This is a genomic window from Streptomyces sp. NBC_01506, from assembly GCF_045040295.1.
GTDB lineage: Bacteria > Actinomycetota > Actinomycetes > Streptomycetales > Streptomycetaceae > Streptomyces.
Genome location: NZ_CP109422.1, coordinates 7891712 through 7910478, shown reverse-complemented (window position 1 = coordinate 7910478; position 18767 = coordinate 7891712). Strand labels below are relative to the sequence as shown.

Below are 18767 nucleotides of genomic sequence, written 5' to 3'. Positions count from 1 at the left end.
CCACTGACAGCGCGGCCGGCGCCGTCAGCTCGTCCAGAAGTCCCACCAGCGGGTCAGGATGAGCATCCCGATGATCCCGATCCACAGCACCGGCAGCACCCAGTGGAACTCCCCCATCGCACCGCGCAGCCATCGCGGCGCCGGGATGATCCCGCGCGTGACGTTGTGCGTGGTGACGTAGGAGAACATCACGATCGTCGCCACCCAGGCGAGACAGCACCACAGACACAGCGAGTTGATGTTGTACAGCGACTGGTACTGGAGCCAGGTGCAGAAGCCGACGCCGAACAACATCCCGGCGTTAAGGCCGAGCCAGAACCACCGCCGGTAGCGCGCCCCCGCCAGCAGCCCCAGTCCGACGCAGACCACGACCGCGTACGTCACCAGACCCAGCATCGGATTGGGGAATCCGAAGGCCGACGCCTGCTCGCTTTTCATGATGTTGCCGCAACTGACGACCGGGTTCAGGCTGCAACCCGGCGTGAAACTGGGATCCTCGAGCAGCTTGAACTTGTCGATGGTGATGACCCACGACGCCAGCACACCCGCCGCACCCGTCACCACCAACAACCACGCCAGCACCCGCCCCGCCCCGACCGTGCCGGTGGCGCCGTGCTCGTCCCGGTGGGCGGACACGTCGTCAAGCGCTGTACTCGTCATATCGCCGTTCCCTCACTCGTCGCCCGCGCCTTGCGGAGGGCCAGGTCATTGTGCCGCACCCGGGCCCGTGTCCACCGTTCGACTGACATAAGGAGGTACGGACGGTTGTCCCGGAGCCACCGGTTCCGGGACGAGGCTCGAGGACATGAAGCAAGCAGCGGCAACGAGAGCATCGAGCGGGCGGCTCGCGGTGGACGTACGCGGCCTCCACAAACGGTACGGCGACGTGACGGCGGTGAGGGACCTGGACCTGCGCATCGGTCGCGGCGAGGTCTTCGGCATCCTCGGCCCCAACGGCGCGGGCAAGAGCACGACCGTGGAGATCCTTCAGGGCCACCGTGCCCGGGACGGTGGCGAGGTCACGGTCCTCGGGGCGGATCCCGCCACCGGCGACAGGCTGTGGCGCTCCAGAATCGGCATTGTGTGGCAGGACGAATCCGCGCCCGCCGAGTTGACGGTCCGCGAGACCGTCTCCCATTTCGCCGCCTACTACCCGACGCCGCGCGACACCGAGGAGGTCATCGACCTGGTGGGCCTCGGCGCGAAGGCCACGAGCCGCGTCAAGGGCCTGTCGGGGGGACAGCGGCGCCGGCTGGACGTGGCGCTGGGCGTGATCGGCGACCCCGAACTGCTGCTCCTCGACGAACCGACGACCGGTTTCGACCCGGCGGCCCGGCGGCAGTTCTGGGACCTGATCCGCCGGCTCGCGCACGAGGGCACGACCATCGTTCTCACCACGCACTATCTGGACGAGGCCGAGGCGCTGGCCGACCGTCTCGCCGTGATCGCGGCGGGCCGGGTGGTGGCCGAGGGCACCCCGTCCGGTCTGCGCGAGCGGTACTACGCGCCGGCCACGGTCGCCTGGACGGAGTCGGACGGTTCGCCGCGTACGGAGCGCACGACGACCCCGACCCGTACCGTCGCCGAGCTGACACGGCGCTTCGACGGCGAGATCCCGGGCCTGCTGATCAGCCGGCCCACTCTGGAAGACGTCTATCTGCGGCTCATCGGACAGGAGGCCGCGTGATGACGACCGTCACCGACCGGACCGGCACCACTCGCACCGACGACACCGCCCCGGCCGCGCTGCCCGGCGCCTGGACGCTGGGGCTGCGACGCGGAGCGCTGGAGCTGCGGCAGTTCTTCCGCCAGCGCGACCAGGCGATCTTCACCTTCGCCTTCCCCATCGTCTTCCTCTTCCTGTTCGCCTCGATCTTCAGCAACGACGTCGAGGGCGCCGGCATCACCGCCTCGCAGCTCTATGTCCCGGCGATGATCGCCGCGGGCATCATGTCGACGAGCTTCCAGTCGCTGGGCATCTCCATCGCGATCGAGCGGGACAACAAGCAGTTGCGGCGGCTGCGCGGTACGCCGATGCCGCCCGCGTCGTACTTCCTCGGCAAGGTGTGGCTGGTCCTGGTGACCGGGCTGCTGGAGACGGTGGCGCTGCTCGCGGTCGGCGTGGTGTTCTACGGCATCGAGCTGCCCACCGGCGCGGTCGACTGGCTGACCTTCGGCTGGATCTTCGCCCTCGGACTGACGGGGTGCGCGCTGCTCGGGATCGCGATCAGCAGCGTTCCGAAGACCGGGCAGAGTGCGTCGTCCGTGGTCGTACTACCGTTCCTGGTGCTGCAGTTCATCTCGGGGGTGTACATCGCGATCGACACCATCCCCGACTGGCTGCTGAACATCGGCGCGCTGTTCCCGCTGAAGTGGATGTGCCAGGGGCTGCGCGGGGTGTTCCTGCCCGAGACGGCCGCCGTGCTGGAACAGGCGGGCGGCTGGGAGTACGGACGGATCGCGCTGGTACTGGGCGCCTGGTGCATCGGAGGACTGGTGCTGTGTCTGCTGACCTTCCGCTGGAAGAGCCGGCGCGACGGGTGAGCCCGCCGCCGGGCGGGGCGCTCGACGCGGACGTGTGGGATCGCAGTTTCCGGCCCTGGGACGCGTACTTCGGTGTCGTCTGGGCGGCGACGCTGGTCTTCACGATCGCCGCCCCGAACTCGGCGCCCGTCCGGGCGACGGCGTTCACGCTCTTCGCCCTGTTCGCGCCCTGGTACATGTGGGTGGGGCGCCCGGAGATGATGCGGACGCCCGATTCCCGGCGGTCGCTGTACTACGTCACCGGCGCGATCCTGCTTTTCCTGCCGCCCGCGATCATGGTGGGCGAGATGCGTTCGGCGGCCTTCGCCCTCGTACCGCAGTGCTTCATGCTGCTGTCGATGTCCCGCGCCCTGTGGGCGGTGGGGGTGCTCAACCTCGCACCGGTGATCGGCTGGGTGCTGGTGTGGCGCCCCCCGGCCGAGGCGATCTTCTTCAACGCGCTGTTCGCCGTGATCACTCTGGCCTTCTCCGCCGTCCTCGGAAGCTGGATCATCCGGATCATCGCGCAGAGCGCGGAGCGCGCCGATCTGATCGCCGAGCTGGAGGCGAGCCGGGAGGAGGTCTCGCGGCTGTCGGCCGAGCGGGGCGCGCTGGCCGAGCGCGAGCGGATGTCCCGGGAGATCCACGACACGCTGGCCCAGGGGTTCACCAGTGTGCTGATGCTCGTGCAGGCCGTGGACTCCGAGCTGGAGCGGGATCTGCCGGGCGCCCGCCGTCATCTGGATCTGATGGCGGACACGGCCCGGCAGAATCTCGCCGAGGCGCGTGCCCTGGTGGCCGGTGGGGCGCCCGCCGATCTCGACGGGAACTCGCTGCCCGACGCGCTGCGGCGGCTCGCCGCCCGGCACGGTCCAGGACCGGCCGAGGTGTCCGTCGAACTGACGGGCGAGGCCCGTCCGTTGGCCCCGGCACTGGAGGTGGTGGCGCTGCGGACGTGCCAGGAGGCGCTGTCCAACACCGCCAGACACGCGGGGCCGGGCGCGACGGCCGCCATCTCGCTCGCGTACACGGACGCCGCGCTCTGTGTGGAGGTACGGGACACGGGCCGCGGTTTCGACACCTCGGCGCCGTCCGAGGGATACGGACTCAGCGGGCTGCGGGCCCGTGCGGCGGAGGTGGGCGGCAGCGCTCGGGTGCGCAGTTGTCCGGGCGAGGGCACGCTCGTCGCCGTACGCCTGCCACTGCCGCCACCGACAACGCCGCCGTCCTCGCTCACCGGGAGTCCCACATGATCCGTATCCTGCTCGCCGACGATCACCCCGTCGTACGTGAGGGGCTACGCGGCATGCTCAGCGCCGAGCCCGATCTGACGGTGGTCGGCGAGGCGTCGAACGGCCCGCAGGCGGAGGCGCTGAGTGCCGAACTGAGCCCGGACATCGTGCTGATGGACCTGCGGATGCCGGGCGGCGGCGGTGTGGAGTCGATCGGCCGGATGCACGCGGCCGGGCTGTCCTGCCGGGTCATCGTGCTGACAACGTACGAGACGGACACCGACATCCTGCGCGCGGTGGAGGCGGGCGCCGCCGGCTATCTGCTGAAGGATCTGGCGCGCGCGGAACTGGCGGACGCCGTACGGGCCGCCGCGCGGGGCGAGACCGTGCTGGCGCCTTCGGTGGCGGCGCGCCTCGTCGACCAGTTGCGCAGCCGACCGGAGCGGCCGAGGCTGTCGGAGCGTGAGACGGCGGTGCTGCGGCTGGTCGCCGAGGGGTGTACGAACGCGGAGATCGGGCGCCGGCTGTACATCGGCGAGTCGACGGTGAAGACGTATCTGCTGCGTATCTTCGGCAAGTTGGGGGTGGACGACCGGACGGCGGCGGTGACGAACGCGATGCGGCACGGGCTGCTGGCCGACTGATCCGGGGAGACAGCCGGAAGGCCCCGGACAGGTGCGGCGTCCGGGGCCTTCGGCCTGCTCACAGGATCAGACGAGCCTCGCGGTGAGGTCGGCCACCAGCGCGTCGAGCGGTACGGGCTTCTGCTCGCCGCTCTCCATGTCCTTGACCTGGGCCACACCGTCGGCGAGATCGCGCTCACCGGCGACGACGGTGAACCGCGCGCCCGAGCGGTTGGCGTTCTTCATGGCGCCCTTGAGCCCCTTGCCGCCGTAGCTGAAGTCGGCCGCGACCCCGGCCCGGCGCAGCTCGGTGACCACGCCGAACAGCAGCCGTCGCGCCTCTTCGCCGAGCGGCACCGCGAACACGCTGGTGGCGGGCGGCAGTTGGAGCGTGATGCCCTCGGCCTGAAGCGCCAGCACCGTACGGTCCACACCGAGCGCCCAGCCGACGGACGGCAGCGCGGGGCCGCCGATCATCTCCGACAGCCCGTCGTAGCGCCCGCCGCCGCCGACCGCGGACTGTGAGCCGAGGCCGTCGTGGACGAACTCGAAGGTCGTGCGGGTGTAGTAGTCCAGCCCCCGTACGAGCCGTTCGTCGTCCTCGTACGCGACACCCGCCGCGGTCAGCAGGTCGCGCACCTGCGCGTGGTACGCGCGGCACGCCTCGCACAGGTGGTCGCGCAGCTTGGGCGCTTCGGTGAGCTGGCTCCGCACCTCCCGGCGTTTGTCGTCGAGGACCCGCAGGGGGTTGATCTCGATACGCCGGCGGGTCTCCTCGTCCAGGTCGAGATCGCGCAGGAAGCCCTGGAGCGCGTCGCGGTAGACGGGGCGGCACTCCTTGTCGCCCAGCGAGTTCAGCAGGATGCGGAAGCCGCGCAGGCCGAGCGAGCGGTACGCCTGGTCGGCGAGGATGATCAACTCGGCGTCCAGCGCGGGGTCCTCGGCGCCGATCGCTTCCGCGCCGACCTGCGAGAAGTGGCGGTAGCGGCCCTTCTGGGGGCGTTCGTAGCGGTAGTACGAGCCCGAGTACCAGAGCTTGACGGGGAGATTGCCGGCCTTGTGCAGATTCGCCTCGAGCGCGGCGCGCAGCACGGAGGCGGTGCCTTCGGGGCGCAGCGCCAGTTCGGAGCCGCCCTTGGTGGTGAGGGTGTACATCTCCTTGGTGACGATGTCGGTGGACTCGCCGACGCCACGGGCGAAGAGTTCGACGTCCTCGAAGCCGGGCGTCTCGATGTAGCCGTAACCGGAGTTCTTCAGCGGCGCGGAGATCGCGTCGCGCACCGCGAGGAACACGGCGGACTCCGGCGGAAGCAGGTCGTACGTGCCCTTGGGGGCCTGAAAGGTGTTCATGGGAATCGCTGCGTCACAATCCTCGTCGCGGAGCGGCGCTCTCGCCGCTTCCGTGGCCTGCGGCCACCTCCCGCAGATACGGGTTGGTGGCTCGCTCGCGGCCGATGGTCGTCTGGGGGCCGTGGCCGGACAGCACCACGGTCGAGTCGTCGAGCGGCAGGCACACACGGCCCAGCGACTCGATCAGCTCGGCCGGATCGCCGCCGGGCAGGTCCGTGCGTCCGACGGAGCCGGCGAACAGCAGGTCGCCCGAGAACAGGACGGACGGGATGTCCGCCGCCTCGGGCACCCTGAAGGTCACCGACCCCTTCGTATGGCCGGGCGCGTGCGCGACGCCGAGGCGCAGGCCGGCCAGCTCCAGCTCGGCGCCGTCGCCCAACTCCTTGACGTCGTCGGGCTCCCCGACGGTGAGTTCACCCATGAGCGGCATGCCGATGGAGCGGCCGAGAGCCTTCTCGGGGTCGCTCATCATGTACCGGTCCGACGGGTGGATCCACGCGGGCACCCCATGGGCACCGCACACGGGGACGACGGAGGCGACATGGTCGATGTGGCCGTGGGTGAGGATGACGGCGACGGGCTTGAGACGGTGCTTGGCGATCGTCTCCGCGACGCCCTCGGTGGCCTGATGGCCCGGGTCGATGATGACGCACTCCTCGCCCGCGGCGGGGGCGACCAGATAGCAGTTGGTCCCCCAGGCCCCGGCCGGGAACCCGGCAATAAGCACGATCGTCCTCAAATGTCGTCGGTCGGGAGATTGCAGCAGATCAGAGCCTACCGGCGCTCCTCATTCCACAGGTAACCCATATAGCGTACGGGGCTAGGTCCTGTCCGGCGGATCTTCGGGGATCAGGCCGGGGCGTCTGGCGCGGTGCATCGCAAGGCGGAGGATCATCCTCGTACTGGACGTACTCGGATGACTCCGACAACGCGGCGAGGTGCCGTGCCAGACGCCCCGGACCCCCGAAGATCTGCCGGACAGGGGCTAGTCAGGCGTTCATAGGACTTGGTTCCGAGCACCGGCTTCAGCACCAACTCAGCACCGGCTTCAACAGGGCCCACGAAGACACGAGGAGACGACCCGGTGGTCAACAGCGAGCAGCGCCGGCGCCAGCTTGCCAGGGAGAAGTTCGAGCGGCAGCAGCAGCGCCGGGCGCAGAGCCGGAACAAGGCCAGGCGCCGTAACGTGGTCATCGCCTCGGCGCTGGCCGTCGTGGTGGCGGCGGGCGGCGGCGCGTACGCCATCGCGGGTCTGACGGACGACAACGGCAAGGCGGACACCGCCCAGGACAATCCGTCGGCGCCGCCGTCCCCGACCGAGAGCGCGCCCGCCGGGCCGAAGATGTCGATCGACGCCAAGGCCAAGTACACGATGTCCCTCAAGACGAACCAGGGCGACATCGGTATCGCGATGGACGCGGCGAAAACGCCCGAAACGGTGAACTCGTTCAAGTCGCTCGCCGACGACAAGTTCTTCGACGGCACGAAGTGTCACCGGCTGACCACGGAGAACATCTTCGTGCTCCAGTGCGGCGACCCCAAGGGCGACGGCACGGGCGGTCCCGGCTACACGATCCCGGACGAGAATCTGGACGCGCTGGGCAAGCCCGCCGCGGACGGCGCGGTGACCTACCCCGCCGGGTCGGTGGCGATGGCGAATACCGGCCAGCCGGACAGCGGTGGCAGCCAGTTCTTCCTGGTGTTCAAGGACACCAAGCTGCCGCCCTCGTACACCCCGTTCGGGACGATGGACGCCGAGGGTCTGAAGACCGTGAAGGCCGTGGCCGCTGAGGGTGTCACCGGTGACACCCCGGGTGACGGTCCGCCGAAGAAGGCCGTCACGATCGAGAAGGGCACCGTCGACAAGACGTGAGCGCGGGTGACCGGCGGCGCGGCCCGTGGCACGGCCCGCCGCACCGCACCGGAGCGCCCCGCCGCCGGACCCCGCGAATTTCGGCCGTGCGGAGTGCGGACAGCCGGGCCGCCGGTCACCTAGATTGGCGTTGTGCGGCGCGCGGATCGGCTGTTGCGGATCGGCTTTCGCGTCGCGGAAGACGGGCGAGGCCCGTCCTGGAAACTGTGGACGATGCCCGGGGGGCACCCCTCGCAGGCATCAGGTGGAGGAGGCGCTGTGAGCAGCGACCCGTGGGGCCGTGTCGATGAGACAGGCACCGTGTACGTGCGCACGGCCGAGGGCGAGCAGGTCGTCGGATCGTGGCAGGCAGGCTCTCCCGAGGAGGCACTGGCCTACTTCGAGCGCAAGTACGAGGGCCTGGTGGTCGAGATCGGCCTTCTCGAACGGCGGGTGAAGACCACCGATCTGTCGGCCAAGGACGCGCAGTCCGCCATCGATCATCTGCGGACGCAGGTGGACGAGCATCACGCGGTCGGGGATCTCGCCGCGCTGCGTACGCGTCTCGACGGGCTTGTCGCGACGGTCGAGGCGCGCCGCGAGGAGCGCAAGGTCCAGAAGGCCAAGCAGACGGACGCCGCGCGTGAGTCGAAGCAGGCTCTGGTCACGGAGGCCGAGGAGCTGGCGGTCAGCGACCAGTGGCGGTCCGCCGGTGAGCGGCTGCGCGCGCTGGTGGACATCTGGAAGGGCCTGCCACGGCTCGACCGGAAGTCCGACGACGAGCTGTGGCACCGCTTCTCGCACGCGCGCTCCGCGTTCTCCAAGCGCCGCAAGGCGCACTTCGCCTCGCTCGACGCGCAGCGTGAGGAGGCCCGTAAGGCCAAGGAGAAGCTGGTCACGGAGGCCGAGTCGCTGTCGGGCTCCACGGACTGGGGCGGGACGGCGGCCCGCTACCGCGAGCTGATGACGCAGTGGAAGGCCGCGGGCCGTGCGCAGCGCGAGGCCGAGGACGATCTGTGGAACCGCTTCCGCGGTGCCCAGGACATCTTCTTCGCCGCCCGTGGTGAGGTCTTCGCCGAGCGGGACGCGGAGCAGACCGAGAATCTGAAGCTCAAGGAGGAGCTGGCGACCGAGGCGGAGCGGCTGCTCCCGGTGACGGACCTGAAGGCGGCCCGTGCCGCGTTCCGGGCGCTCAACGAGCGCTGGGAGGCGGTCGGGCATGTGCCGCGCGACGCCAGGCCCCGTATCGAGGGCCGGATGCAGACGGTCGAGCGGGCTCTCCAGGAGTCCGAGGAGAGCGAGTGGCGCCGTACGAACCCGGAGGCGCTGGCGCGTGCGACGGGTCTGACGGGCCAGCTCCAGGCGGCCGTCGACAAGCTGCGTACGCAGATCGACACGGCACGCGCCTCGGGCAACAACGCCAGGGCGGACAAGCTGGCGAAGGAGCTGGAGGGCCGGCAGGCGCTGCTGGACCAGGCGTTGAAGGGTCTCCAGGAGTTCGGCGGCTGACGCTGACGCCGTACGCGTAACGAAGCGCCACGAAGGAGCGGCCCGGCGGTGGGATCACCGCCGGGCCGCTCCTTCGTGGCTCCCTGTGGCCTTTCTACGGCCTGCGGGCCGAGGTGACGCGGTAGACGTCGTACACGCCCTCCACGCCCCGTACCGCCTTCAGCACATGCCCCAGGTGCTTCGGGTCGCCCATCTCGAAGGTGAAGCGCGAGGTGGCGACCCGGTCGCGGGACGTCTGGACGGCCGCCGACAGGATGTTGACGTGCTGGTCGGACAGGACGCGGGTGACGTCGGACAGCAGCCGGGACCGGTCCAGCGCCTCGACCTGGATGGCGACGAGGAAGACCGACGACTGGGTGGGGGCCCATTCGACTTCGAGGATCCGCTCCGGCTGCTGCGACAGCGAGTCCACGTTGACGCAGTCCGCGCGGTGTACGGAGACGCCGCTGCCACGCGTGACGAAGCCGATGATCGGGTCGCCCGGCACCGGCGTACAACAGCGGGCGAGTTTGACCCACACGTCCTCGACGCCCTTGACGACGACACCGGGGTCACTGCTCGAGCGGCGCTTGGAGCGTCCGCGCGAGGGCGGCGCGCTCTCGGCGATGTCCTCGTTGGCGGCCTCCTCGCCGCCGAGCGCCTGCACGAGTTTCTGTACGACGCTCTGCGCGGTGACATGGCCCTCGCCGATCGCCGCGTACAGGGACGAGATGTCGGGGTAGCGCATCTCGTGCGCGAGCGTGACGAGCGAGTCGCCGGTGAGGATCCGCTGGATCGGCAGGTTCTGCTTGCGCATCGCCTTGGCGATGGCGTCCTTGCCGTGCTCGATCGCCTCGTCGCGGCGCTCCTTGGAGAACCACGCGCGGATCTTGTTCCTGGCCCGTGGCGACTTGACGAAGCCAAGCCAGTCCCGCGAGGGTCCGGCGCCCGACGCCTTGGAGGTGAAGACCTCCACCAGGTCGCCGTTGTCGAGGGTCGATTCGAGGGGGACGAGCCGCCCGTTGACCCGCGCTCCTATGGTGCGGTGGCCGACCTCCGTATGGACGGCGTAGGCGAAGTCGACAGGGGTGGCCCCGGCCGGCAGCGCTATGACGTCGCCCTTGGGCGTGAAGACGAAGACCTCGTTGCGCGACAGGTCGAAGCGCAGCGACTCCAGGAACTCGCTGGGATCCTCGGTCTCCTTCTGCCAGTCGAGCAACTGCCGCAGCCACGCCATGTCGTTGACGGTGTCCTGGCCTGCGCCCTTGCCGACGTTCTTCGGGATGTCGGTACGGACCTTGGACGCCCCGGCGACGGCCTCCTGCTTGTACTTCCAGTGCGCGGCGATGCCGTACTCGGCGCGGCGGTGCATGTCGAACGTACGGATCTGGAGCTCGACCGGCTTGCCGCTGGGTCCGATGACCGTCGTGTGCAGCGACTGGTACATGTTGAACTTGGGCATCGCGATGTAGTCCTTGAACCGTCCCGGTACCGGATTCCACCGGGCGTGGACGGTGCCGAGCGCCGCGTAGCAGTCGCGGACCGTGTCGACGAGGACGCGAATACCCACCAGGTCGTAGATCTCGGCGAAGTCCCGGCCCCGCACGATCATCTTCTGGTAGACGCTGTAGTAGTGCTTGGGCCTGCCGGTGACGGTGGCCTTGATACGGGCGGCGCGCAGATCCGACTGGACCTCGTCGGTCACTATGGCCAGATACTCGTCACGCTTGGGCGCCCGCTCGGCGACAAGCCGGACGATCTCGTCGTACATCTTGGGGTAGAGGATCGCGAAGGCGAGGTCCTCCAGCTCCCACTTGATGGTGTTCATGCCCAGGCGGTGGGCCAGCGGAGCGTAGATCTCCAGCGTCTCGCGGGCCTTCTTCTCCTGCTTCTCCCGCTTGAGATAGCGCATGGTGCGCATGTTGTGCAGCCGGTCGGCGAGCTTGATGACCAGGACACGCGGGTCCTTGGCCATGGCGACGACCATCTTGCGTACGGTCTCGGCCTGGGCGGCCTCGCCGAACTTGACCTTGTCGAGCTTGGTCACGCCGTCGACCAGGAGGGCCACCTGGTCGCCGAAGTCCTTGCGCAGCGTGTCCAGGCCGTACTCGGTGTCCTCGACGGTGTCGTGCAGCAGCCCGGCCATCAGCGTCGCCGGGTCCATGCCCAGCTCGGCGAGGATCGTCGTCACGGCGAGGGGGTGGGTGATGTACGGGTCGCCGCTCTTGCGCTTCTGGCCGCGGTGCCAGCGCTCGGCGACCTGGTAGGCGCGCTCGATCTGGCGCAGGACGGCGGTGTCGATCTTGGGGTCGTTGATGCGCACGGTCCGCAGCAGCGGTTCGAGGACCGGGTTGTACGGCGACGAGCGCTGGACGCCCAGGCGGGCCAGCCGGGCGCGTACGCGGTTGGAGGAGCCGCCGGAGCGCGAGGGGGCGGCGGGGGCGGGCTTGGGCGCGGTGACGGGGACCGGGAGCTGGCTCTTGGCGGGCGCGGAGCCCGGCACCGGAGCCGGGGCGGGAGCGGGGGCGGGAGCGGGGGCGGGAGCGGGGGCCGAGGTGGTCGCCGGGTCCACCGGCTTGGAGGCCGGCCGGGAACCGTTGCGCCCGGCGCCGTTGTGCTCGGCAGGCGTGTGCGCAGCCGTCCTCGCCCCGTCCGCCTGCTTCTGCGGCGTGGCAGGCGCCGCCGTGGCCTTCTCTGCGTGCGGATCGGGCTGGGCGGCGGCGAGTGGCTGGGCCTCGTCTGGCAAGAGCGCTCCTCGTGCGTTTCCGGGTCCCCCGGTCAGGTCCGGAACGGCCATGGTAACGACCTCATGGCGCCGGTGCTCGCGCGGAGGGATTCCGCCCGGTGGAGTGAAAACGCGGACGCCCCGGGTGGAATTCCCGGAGCGTCCGCTTATGTCGCGTTTCAGGCCGTGGCCTCAGACCTTGATCAGTGCCTCCAGCGGAGCGTCCCGCAGATGCGGCTCCAGACGGGACCTGCCGCCGAGGAAGCCCAGCTCCAGCAGGACGGCCACCGCCACCACCTCGGCGCCGGCCCGGCGTACGAGCTCGACCGAGGCCCCGGCGGTGCCGCCGGTGGCGAGCACGTCGTCGATGACGATGACGCGGTCGCCCTCCTGAAGGTCCTCGGCGTGGACCTCCATCTCGGCGCTGCCGTACTCCAGGTCGTAGGTCTGCGACAGCGTCGCACCCGGCAGCTTCCCCGCCTTGCGGACGGGGATGAAGCCGATACCGGCCCGGACCGCGACCGGCGCGGCCAGGATGAAGCCGCGTGCCTCCAGGCCGACGATCTTCGTGGCACCGTGCCGTACCGACAGCTCAGCGAGCGCGTCGGTGAGCGCCGTGAACGCCTTCGGGTCCGCGAGCAGCGGTGTGATGTCCTTGAACATCACACCCGGCTTCGGATAGTCGGGCACGTCACGGATCCGGCTGAGGAGCAGTTCCCTCGTGCTGTCGTCGGTCATCGACGCTTCCCAGAGGCACGGCCCCGGCCACGGCCCCCATGGCTGCGGGGACCCGCGACCGCGGCGGCGGGCGGCGCGTCCTGCGTGGGCGCCTCGTCGTCGTCCGGCTCGGCGTCCCGGGGCGCGTCGGCACCGTCGTACGCCAGATCGGGCGACTCGCCCTTGGCCGCGGCGGCCTTCCGCTTGGCCAGGACCCGCTTGCTCAGTGCCTTTATCTGCGGCTCGCGCTCCTTGAGGTCGGCGACCAGCGGAGTGGCGATGAAGATCGACGAGTACGCGCCGGCGGCGAGGCCGACGAACAGCGACAGCGAGATGTCGTTCAGCATGCCGGCGCCGAGGACACCGCCACCGATGAACAGCAGACCGGCGACCGGCAGCAGGGCGACCACGGTGGTGTTGATGGAGCGCACCAGGGTGGAGTTGATGCTGCGGTTGGCGACCTCGCTGTAGGTGAAGCGCGTCTGCTTGGTGATGTCCTTCGACCCCTCCTTGAGGCTGTCGAAGACCACGACCGTGTCGTAGAGGGAGTAACCGAGAATGGTCAGCAGACCGATCACCGTGCCCGGCGTGACCTCGAAGCCGACCAGCGCGTACACACCGACCGTGATCGTGAGGTCATGGATCAGGGCGATGAGCGCCGCGACCGCCATTCTCCATTCGAAGGCGATCGCCAGATAGATCACCACCAGGACCATGAAGATCCCGAGACCCGTCCACGCCTTGTTGGCGATCTGCTTGCCCCAGCTCGGCCCGACCAGGTCGGCGTTGATCTTCTCCTTGGGGATGTCCAGATCCTTGGAGAGCTGGTCCTGCACCTTGTCGGCCTGCGACGTGTTCAGCTCGGTGACCTGGATACGCAGTCCGCCGTTGCCGAGCTTCTGGACGATCGCGTCATGGCCGGAGGCCGCTTCCGCGTGCTCCTGCGCCGCGGACACGGAGATGCTCGTCTTCGGGGTGTTGAAGACGGCACCGCCCTTGAACTCGATGCCCATGTTGAGCCCGCGCACCGCGAGGCCCGCGATGGCCGCGATGGTGATGAGGATCGAGAGCGCGTACCAGAACTTGCGCTTCCCGACGAAGTCGTAGCCGACCTCGCCGCGGTAGAGCCGGGCGCCGAGATCTCCGAGTCGCGACATCTCACGCCTCCTTCGGGTCGGTGGGGGCGCTGAGACGGCGGGTGCTGCGGCGCAACGGTGGTTTGGCCCCGAGACGCTTCGGGTCGAGACCGGACCACGAGCCGCCGCCGGAGAAGAACTTCGTACGGGCGACCAGCGTCATGACCGGCTTCGTGAAGAAGAACACGACGACGACGTCGAGGACCGTGGTCAGGCCGAGCGTGAACGCGAAGCCCTGCACCTTGCCGACGGTGACGGTGAACAGCACGGCCGCGGCGAGGAACGACACGAAGTCGGAGACCAGGATCGTGCGCCGGGCCCTCGGCCAGGCACGCTCGACGGCGGGCCGCAGCGTACGGCCCTCTCTGATCTCGTCACGGATTCGTTCGAAGTACACGATGAACGAGTCCGCCGTGATGCCGATCGCAACGATCGCACCACACACCGCGGGGAGGTTGAGGGCGAAGCCGATACCCGGCCCGAGCAGCGTCATGATCGCGTACGTCATGACCGCCGAGGCCAGCAGGCTGACGATGGCGATCAGCGCGAGACCCCGGTAGTAGAGCACCAGGTAGATGATCACCAGGGCGAGACCGATGGCGCCGGCGATCAGACCGGCGTGCAACTGCTCACCGCCGAGCGCGGCGGTGACCGTGGTGACGGTCTCTTCCTGGAAGGTGAGGGGCAGCGCGCCGTACGACAGGATGTTGCCCAGGTCCTGCGCGGACTCCTGGGTGAAGTTGCCGGAGATCTCCGCGTTGGCGCTCAGCGTCTGGCGCACCGAGGGCGCCGAGACGACCTCGCCGTCGAGGACGATGGCGAACTGGTTCTGCGGCGCCTGCTGCTGCGAGAGCTTGCTGGTGATCGACTGGAACTTCTTGGAGCCACCGCCCGTGAAGTCCATCTGGACGATCCACTGGCCGGTCTGCTGGTTGATGGTGGCGTTGGCGTCGTCGACGTCCTTGCCGCCCACCTCGGCCGGGCCGAGGATGTACTTCTCCCACACCCCGTCGTTCTCGCCGCAGGCGAGCGTCGGCTGGTCCGGCTTGGCGTTGTCCCCGAGGGCGCCCCTGGCCTTCTCGTTCGTGCAGTCGAGCGCGGTGAAATCGGCCTGGAGCTTCTCCGTCGCGGGGTCCGCGGGCGGCGCCGCGGTGTCGCTGGGCGCCGGGGTGTCGGAGGCGGAGCCGCTGGGGGTGGGAGTCGCGTCGGCCTTGAGGTCGTCCGTCAGGGGGCGGCCCTGGGTCGTCTCCGAGGGGCTGGGGGACTCGGCCGGCTTGTCGGCCGGCTTGTCGCTCCCGGAAGGGCTCGGGCTCGTCGACGAATCGGCGCTGGGAGCCGGGCTCGCGTCCGGCGGCGGCTGCGTCGCGGCGGGGTCACCGGGTCCGAGGGTCAGGACCGGCCGGAAGTAGAGCTGAGCGGTGGTGCCGACCTGCTCACGAGCCTGCTCGGAGTTCGTGCCCTTGGGGATGTTGACAATGATGTTGTCGGATCCCTGGGTCTGAACCTCGGCCTCCTGAACGCCGAGACCGTTCACACGACGCTCGATGATGCCGACCGCGGTGTTCATGTTGGTCTCGTTGACCGCGTTCGCCTGGCCCGGCGAGCTCTTGGCCTTGAGCGTGATGGTCGTCCCGCCGGCGAGGTCGATGCCCAGGCGCGGCGTCAGCTCGCCCGCCCCGAACATCCCTCCGACAAGGGCGATCATCGCGATCAGGAACAGAATCAGGGTGCGCCCCGGCTTTCCCGGGGCCCCCGTCTGCCTTCGGCCCTTCTGAGGTGCTGCCACCTTTTCGTTTCTCCCTGTCCAACCGCCCCACGCCGGGTGAGCGACGGAGCGGCAACGAAGTGTTGTGGGGACCTGCCCACGCGAATGTCGGCATGGTCCGGGAGCCGCGGTGCGCCCGGGGGCGCAGCACGGTGCCGGACGTGACTACTTCGCGCCGCTCTCGCCGTCGGCCTTGGTGGCTTCCTTGGCGGAGGCGTCGTCGTCGGAGCCGGCCTTCTCCGCGTCCGCGTCCGCGTCGGCCTTGGGCGCCTCGACATCGTCGGCCACGGCGTCCGCAGCCTCGTCGGCCTCGTCCTTCTTGCCCAGGTCGATCTTCGAGACGTCGGCGTCCTCGGTCAGCGAGGAGGCGTCGTCGGGAACGACGGGAGCGTCGTCCTCCAGCTCCTCCTCGTCGCCGTGCACGATGCGGTTGTACTCCGCGTCGGTGAGGACCGCGCCGATGGAGTTCTTCGCGTACACGGCGTGGACGGCCGGGGCGACCTCAAGGAGGACCGTGTCGTCGTGAACTTCCTTGACGGTGGCGTACATGCCCCCGATCGTCCTGACACCGGTGCCGGGCTGCATCTCATTGCGCATCTGCGCAGCCGCCTGCTGCTTCTTCTTGGCGGACCGGGTCATCAGGAACATGGCCCCGATGAGCACGATGAAGGGGAGGAGGGTCACGAGACTCACGGGAGGGAACTTCCTTCGCACGACCGCTGTCGAGCGGCCTGGTATACGGGGGTGGGTAGCCGACCTTTAAGGGCGGCATCGGCGGAGTCTAAGCGAGTCCGCATCATTGGAACAACGCCCAGCATGGCACCGGGGTTCCTGCTGTGGCGAGTGTCCGCGCGCTCACGCCCCGAACAACCCCGGTTGTCCGCTTGCGCCCGGCCCCGGGCGGGGCGGTGTGAGCCCCAGGTGCGCCCAGGCGGCGGGGGTCGCGACCCGCCCGCGCGGGGTACGGGCGAGCAGGCCCTCCCGTACGAGGAAGGGCTCGGCGACCTCCTCGACGGTCTCACGCTCCTCCCCCACCGCGACGGCGAGGGTCGACAGGCCGACCGGTCCGCCGCCGAACAGTTTGAGCAGGGCCTGGAGCACGGCCCGGTCGAGGCGATCGAGGCCCCGTTCGTCCACCTCGTACACCCGAAGGGCTGCCCCGGCGATCTCGCGGTTGATGTAGCCCTCGGCCTTGACCTGCGCGTAGTCGCGGACCCGGCGCAGCAGCCGGTTGGCGATACGGGGCGTGCCGCGTGAGCGCCCGGCGATCTCGGCGGCCCCGTCCGTGTCGATCTGAAGGTCGAGCAGATGGGCGGAGCGGTGGATCACCCGTTCCAGCTCGGCGGGCTCGTAGAACTCCATCTGGGCGGTGAATCCGAAGCGGTCGCGCAGCGGGGGCGGCAGCAGTCCGGCCCTGGTGGTGGCGCCGACGAGGGTGAACGGCGGCAGCTCCAGCGGGATGGCGGTGGCGCCGGGGCCCTTGCCGACGATGACGTCGACGCGGAAGTCCTCCATGGCCATGTAGAGCATTTCCTCGGCGGGCCGGGACATCCGGTGGATCTCGTCGAGGAACAGGACCTCTCCCTCCTGGAGGGAGGAGAGGATCGCGGCGAGGTCGCCCGCGTGCTGGATGGCGGGGCCCGAGGTGATGCGGATCGGGGCGCCCATCTCGGCGGCGATGATCATGGAGAGGGTGGTCTTGCCGAGGCCGGGGGCGCCGGAGAGCAGGACATGGTCGGCGGTGGCACCCCGGGCGAGGGCCGCCTTCAGGACGAGGTCGAGCTGTTCGCGTACGCGCTCCTGCCCGACGAACTCGTACAGCGACTTGGGCCGCAGGGCCGCCTCGACCGCCTGGTCCTCGCCGTCGGCCGACGCCGCGACGAGCCGGTCGGCCCCGTCGGCCCCGTCGGTCGCCTCGGGGCCGTCGGTCGAGCCGGCCGGCGGGGGGCCGCCTCCCGGCGGCCCGTTGCGGCTGTCGTCCCAGTTCACTGTGGATCACCTCATGGAGTCGGGACGTGTCTGGACGGTCCCGTGGAGTTCGGCCGGCGCGGGCCGGACCGGCGTGGCCTGGTCATGCGCGGCCTGGTCAGCGTGTCCGGTTCAGCGACTGGAGCGCGGCGCGCAGCAGTCGCGGTACGGCGGGCTCCTCGCCCGCCTCGATCGCCGCCTCGGCCTGGGGCCCGACCAGCTCGACCGCCTCGTCGGCCTCCCTCGTCGCGTACCCGAGGCCGATCAGTGCCGAGTGGAGCTGATCGTTCCAGGACGCGGGGGCGGGGGTGCCGATGCCCTGTCTGCCGATATGGGTGCCGAGCGGTTGGCCGAGCCGGTCCTTCAGTTCGAGGAGGAGCTTCTGGGCCCCCTTCTTACCGATGCCGGGGACGGCCGTCAGCGTCTTCTCGTCACCCGTGGCGACGGCGGCGCGCAGTGTGTCCGGCGCGTGCACCGCGATCATCGCCTGGGCCAGCCGAGGACCGACGCCGCTCGCGGTCTGGAGCAGTTCGAAGGTCTGGCGCTCGTCGTCGTCGGCGAAGCCGTACAGCGTGAGTGAGTCCTCCCGGACGACCAGCGAGGTGGCGATCTTCGCCTCCTCGCCGATCCGCAGCCCGGCGAGGGTGGCCGGGGTGCAGTGGACGAGCATGCCGACGCCGCCGACCTCGATCACCGCGGTGGTCGGGGCGAGGGCGGCCACCGGGCCGCTGACGAAGGCGATCATCGGGGGACCTTCCGTACGGGAACAGGGCTGGAGGGGCGGGCCGCCTTGGCCGCGGCGTGCGCCTGCTGGAGGCGGTTGACCGCGGGGGCGCGCCAGATGTGACAGATGGCCAGGGCGAGGGCGTCGGCCGCGTCGGCCGGTTTGGGCGGGGCGTCGAGGCGCAGCAGCCGGGTGACCATGGCGCCGACCTGTGCCTTGTCGGCGCGCCCGCTGCCCGTGATAGCGGCCTTGACCTCGCTGGGTGTGTGCAGGGCGACGGGGATGCCGCGGCGCGCGGCGCAGAGCATGGCGACGGCGCTGGCCTGGGCCGTCCCCATCACCGTACGCACATTGTGCTGGCTGAACACCCGCTCCACGGCGACCAGTTCGGGCCGGTGCTCGTCCAGCCAGGCTTCCACGCCCCGCTCGATGGCGACCAGACGTGATCCGAGGTCCGCGTCGGGGGCCGTCCGTACGACTCCGACGCCGAGCATCGTCAACGGGCGCCCCGCGGCGCCCTCGACGACGCCGACACCGCACCGCGTCAGTCCGGGGTCCACGCCCAGTACCCGCATCGCGCCCCTCCCCCTCACACTCTCGGTCCCGCTCGATCACACGTACTGCCGCTGGGTCAGAACCCCTGATCAGCACAGTATCGGTCGGC

At 70.0% G+C, this 18767-nt stretch carries 17 protein-coding genes; 6 read left to right on the top strand and 11 right to left on the bottom strand.

Going from position 1 to position 18767, the window contains the following annotated elements; all coding sequences use genetic code 11:
• Positions 1-24 precede the first annotated feature (24 nt).
• A complete protein-coding gene (locus OG329_RS35535) occupies positions 25-660 on the bottom strand; it encodes a vitamin K epoxide reductase family protein (protein WP_405800723.1) in 636 nt (211 codons plus the stop codon).
• A 145-nt stretch (positions 661-805) separates the two neighbouring features.
• On the opposite strand from OG329_RS35535, the gene OG329_RS35530 reads away from it, so the two are divergent.
• The 4 genes from OG329_RS35530 to OG329_RS35515 are packed head-to-tail and all read left to right on the top strand — an operon-like array spanning position 806 to position 4399.
• On the top strand, positions 806-1687 hold the full coding sequence (locus tag OG329_RS35530; protein WP_405800721.1) for an ABC transporter ATP-binding protein: 882 nt from the start codon (positions 806-808) through the stop codon (positions 1685-1687).
• Complete coding sequence (locus OG329_RS35525; RefSeq protein WP_405800720.1) at positions 1687-2544, top strand: ABC transporter permease; 858 nt, start codon at positions 1687-1689, stop codon at positions 2542-2544. The genes OG329_RS35530 and OG329_RS35525 overlap by 1 nt, the downstream gene beginning before the upstream one ends.
• The gene (locus OG329_RS35520; protein WP_405800719.1) at positions 2502-3776 is read left to right on the top strand and encodes a sensor histidine kinase; all 1275 of its coding nucleotides are present in this window, start codon (positions 2502-2504) and stop codon (positions 3774-3776) included. The genes OG329_RS35525 and OG329_RS35520 overlap by 43 nt, the downstream gene beginning before the upstream one ends.
• On the top strand, positions 3773-4399 hold the full coding sequence (locus OG329_RS35515) for a response regulator (RefSeq protein ID WP_405800717.1): 627 nt from the start codon (positions 3773-3775) through the stop codon (positions 4397-4399). Before OG329_RS35520 ends, OG329_RS35515 begins: the two co-directional genes overlap by 4 nt.
• Positions 4400-4465: 66 nt before the next feature.
• Here OG329_RS35515 and hisS read toward each other — a convergent pair whose 3' ends face one another.
• Both hisS and OG329_RS35505 read right to left on the bottom strand, forming a co-directional pair.
• Positions 4466-5728: a histidine--tRNA ligase gene (gene hisS, locus OG329_RS35510; RefSeq protein WP_405800716.1), complete on the bottom strand. Its 1263-nt coding sequence runs from the start codon at positions 5726-5728 to the stop codon at positions 4466-4468.
• 13 nt (positions 5729-5741) lie between these two features.
• Positions 5742-6455 (bottom strand): MBL fold metallo-hydrolase, encoded by a 714-nt coding sequence (locus tag OG329_RS35505; RefSeq protein WP_405800715.1) that lies wholly within the window; start codon positions 6453-6455, stop codon positions 5742-5744.
• Positions 6456-6812: 357 nt separating this feature from the next.
• Between OG329_RS35505 and OG329_RS35500 the strand changes: the two genes are divergently transcribed.
• Entirely contained in the window at positions 6813-7601 is a 789-nt protein-coding gene (locus OG329_RS35500; RefSeq protein WP_405800714.1) for a peptidylprolyl isomerase, read from the top strand.
• Positions 7602-7859: 258 nt separating this feature from the next.
• The gene (locus OG329_RS35495) at positions 7860-9089 is read left to right on the top strand and encodes a DUF349 domain-containing protein (RefSeq protein WP_405800713.1); all 1230 of its coding nucleotides are present in this window, start codon (positions 7860-7862) and stop codon (positions 9087-9089) included.
• Positions 9090-9183: 94 nt separating this feature from the next.
• Here OG329_RS35495 and OG329_RS35490 read toward each other — a convergent pair whose 3' ends face one another.
• The 8 genes from OG329_RS35490 to ruvC form a co-directional block, all read right to left on the bottom strand.
• Entirely contained in the window at positions 9184-11814 is a 2631-nt protein-coding gene (locus tag OG329_RS35490; protein ID WP_405800711.1) for a RelA/SpoT family protein, read from the bottom strand.
• A gap of 171 nt (positions 11815-11985) precedes the next feature.
• On the bottom strand, positions 11986-12531 hold the full coding sequence (locus OG329_RS35485; RefSeq protein WP_405800710.1) for an adenine phosphoribosyltransferase: 546 nt from the start codon (positions 12529-12531) through the stop codon (positions 11986-11988).
• Positions 12528-13667 (bottom strand): protein translocase subunit SecF, encoded by a 1140-nt coding sequence (gene secF, locus OG329_RS35480; RefSeq protein ID WP_405800708.1) that lies wholly within the window; start codon positions 13665-13667, stop codon positions 12528-12530. The genes OG329_RS35485 and secF overlap by 4 nt, the downstream gene beginning before the upstream one ends.
• A gap of 1 nt (position 13668) precedes the next feature.
• Positions 13669-15432 carry a protein translocase subunit SecD gene (secD, locus tag OG329_RS35475; protein WP_405800706.1) on the bottom strand — a complete coding sequence of 588 codons (1764 nt, stop codon included), beginning with the start codon at positions 15430-15432 and terminating at the stop codon, positions 13669-13671.
• Between the two features lie 144 nt (positions 15433-15576).
• Positions 15577-16104 carry a preprotein translocase subunit YajC gene (gene yajC, locus OG329_RS35470; RefSeq protein ID WP_405800705.1) on the bottom strand — a complete coding sequence of 176 codons (528 nt, stop codon included), beginning with the start codon at positions 16102-16104 and terminating at the stop codon, positions 15577-15579.
• A gap of 162 nt (positions 16105-16266) precedes the next feature.
• Positions 16267-17400, bottom strand: coding sequence for a Holliday junction branch migration DNA helicase RuvB (gene ruvB, locus OG329_RS35465; protein ID WP_405800704.1), 1134 nt, complete (start codon positions 17398-17400; stop codon positions 16267-16269).
• A gap of 97 nt (positions 17401-17497) precedes the next feature.
• The gene (gene ruvA, locus OG329_RS35460; protein WP_405800702.1) at positions 17498-18124 is read right to left on the bottom strand and encodes a Holliday junction branch migration protein RuvA; all 627 of its coding nucleotides are present in this window, start codon (positions 18122-18124) and stop codon (positions 17498-17500) included.
• Positions 18121-18678: a crossover junction endodeoxyribonuclease RuvC gene (gene ruvC / locus OG329_RS35455; protein ID WP_405800700.1), complete on the bottom strand. Its 558-nt coding sequence runs from the start codon at positions 18676-18678 to the stop codon at positions 18121-18123. The genes ruvA and ruvC overlap by 4 nt, the downstream gene beginning before the upstream one ends.
• Positions 18679-18767: the final 89 nt, after the last annotated feature.

Coding starts and splice junctions, on each gene's coding strand:
- ruvA (WP_405800702.1), bottom strand. CDS start 18,124: ATGATCGCCTTCGTCAGCGGCCCGGTGGCCGCCCTCGCCCCGACCACC.
- OG329_RS35485 (WP_405800710.1), bottom strand. CDS start 12,531: ATGACCGACGACAGCACGAGGGAACTGCTCCTCAGCCGGATCCGTGAC.
- secF (WP_405800708.1), bottom strand. CDS start 13,667: ATGTCGCGACTCGGAGATCTCGGCGCCCGGCTCTACCGCGGCGAGGTC.
- OG329_RS35525 (WP_405800720.1), top strand. CDS start 1,687: ATGACGACCGTCACCGACCGGACCGGCACCACTCGCACCGACGACACC.
- OG329_RS35530 (WP_405800721.1), top strand. CDS start 806: ATGAAGCAAGCAGCGGCAACGAGAGCATCGAGCGGGCGGCTCGCGGTG.
- OG329_RS35515 (WP_405800717.1), top strand. CDS start 3,773: ATGATCCGTATCCTGCTCGCCGACGATCACCCCGTCGTACGTGAGGGG.
- OG329_RS35535 (WP_405800723.1), bottom strand. CDS start 660: ATGACGAGTACAGCGCTTGACGACGTGTCCGCCCACCGGGACGAGCAC.
- ruvC (WP_405800700.1), bottom strand. CDS start 18,678: ATGCGGGTACTGGGCGTGGACCCCGGACTGACGCGGTGCGGTGTCGGC.
- hisS (WP_405800716.1), bottom strand. CDS start 5,728: ATGAACACCTTTCAGGCCCCCAAGGGCACGTACGACCTGCTTCCGCCG.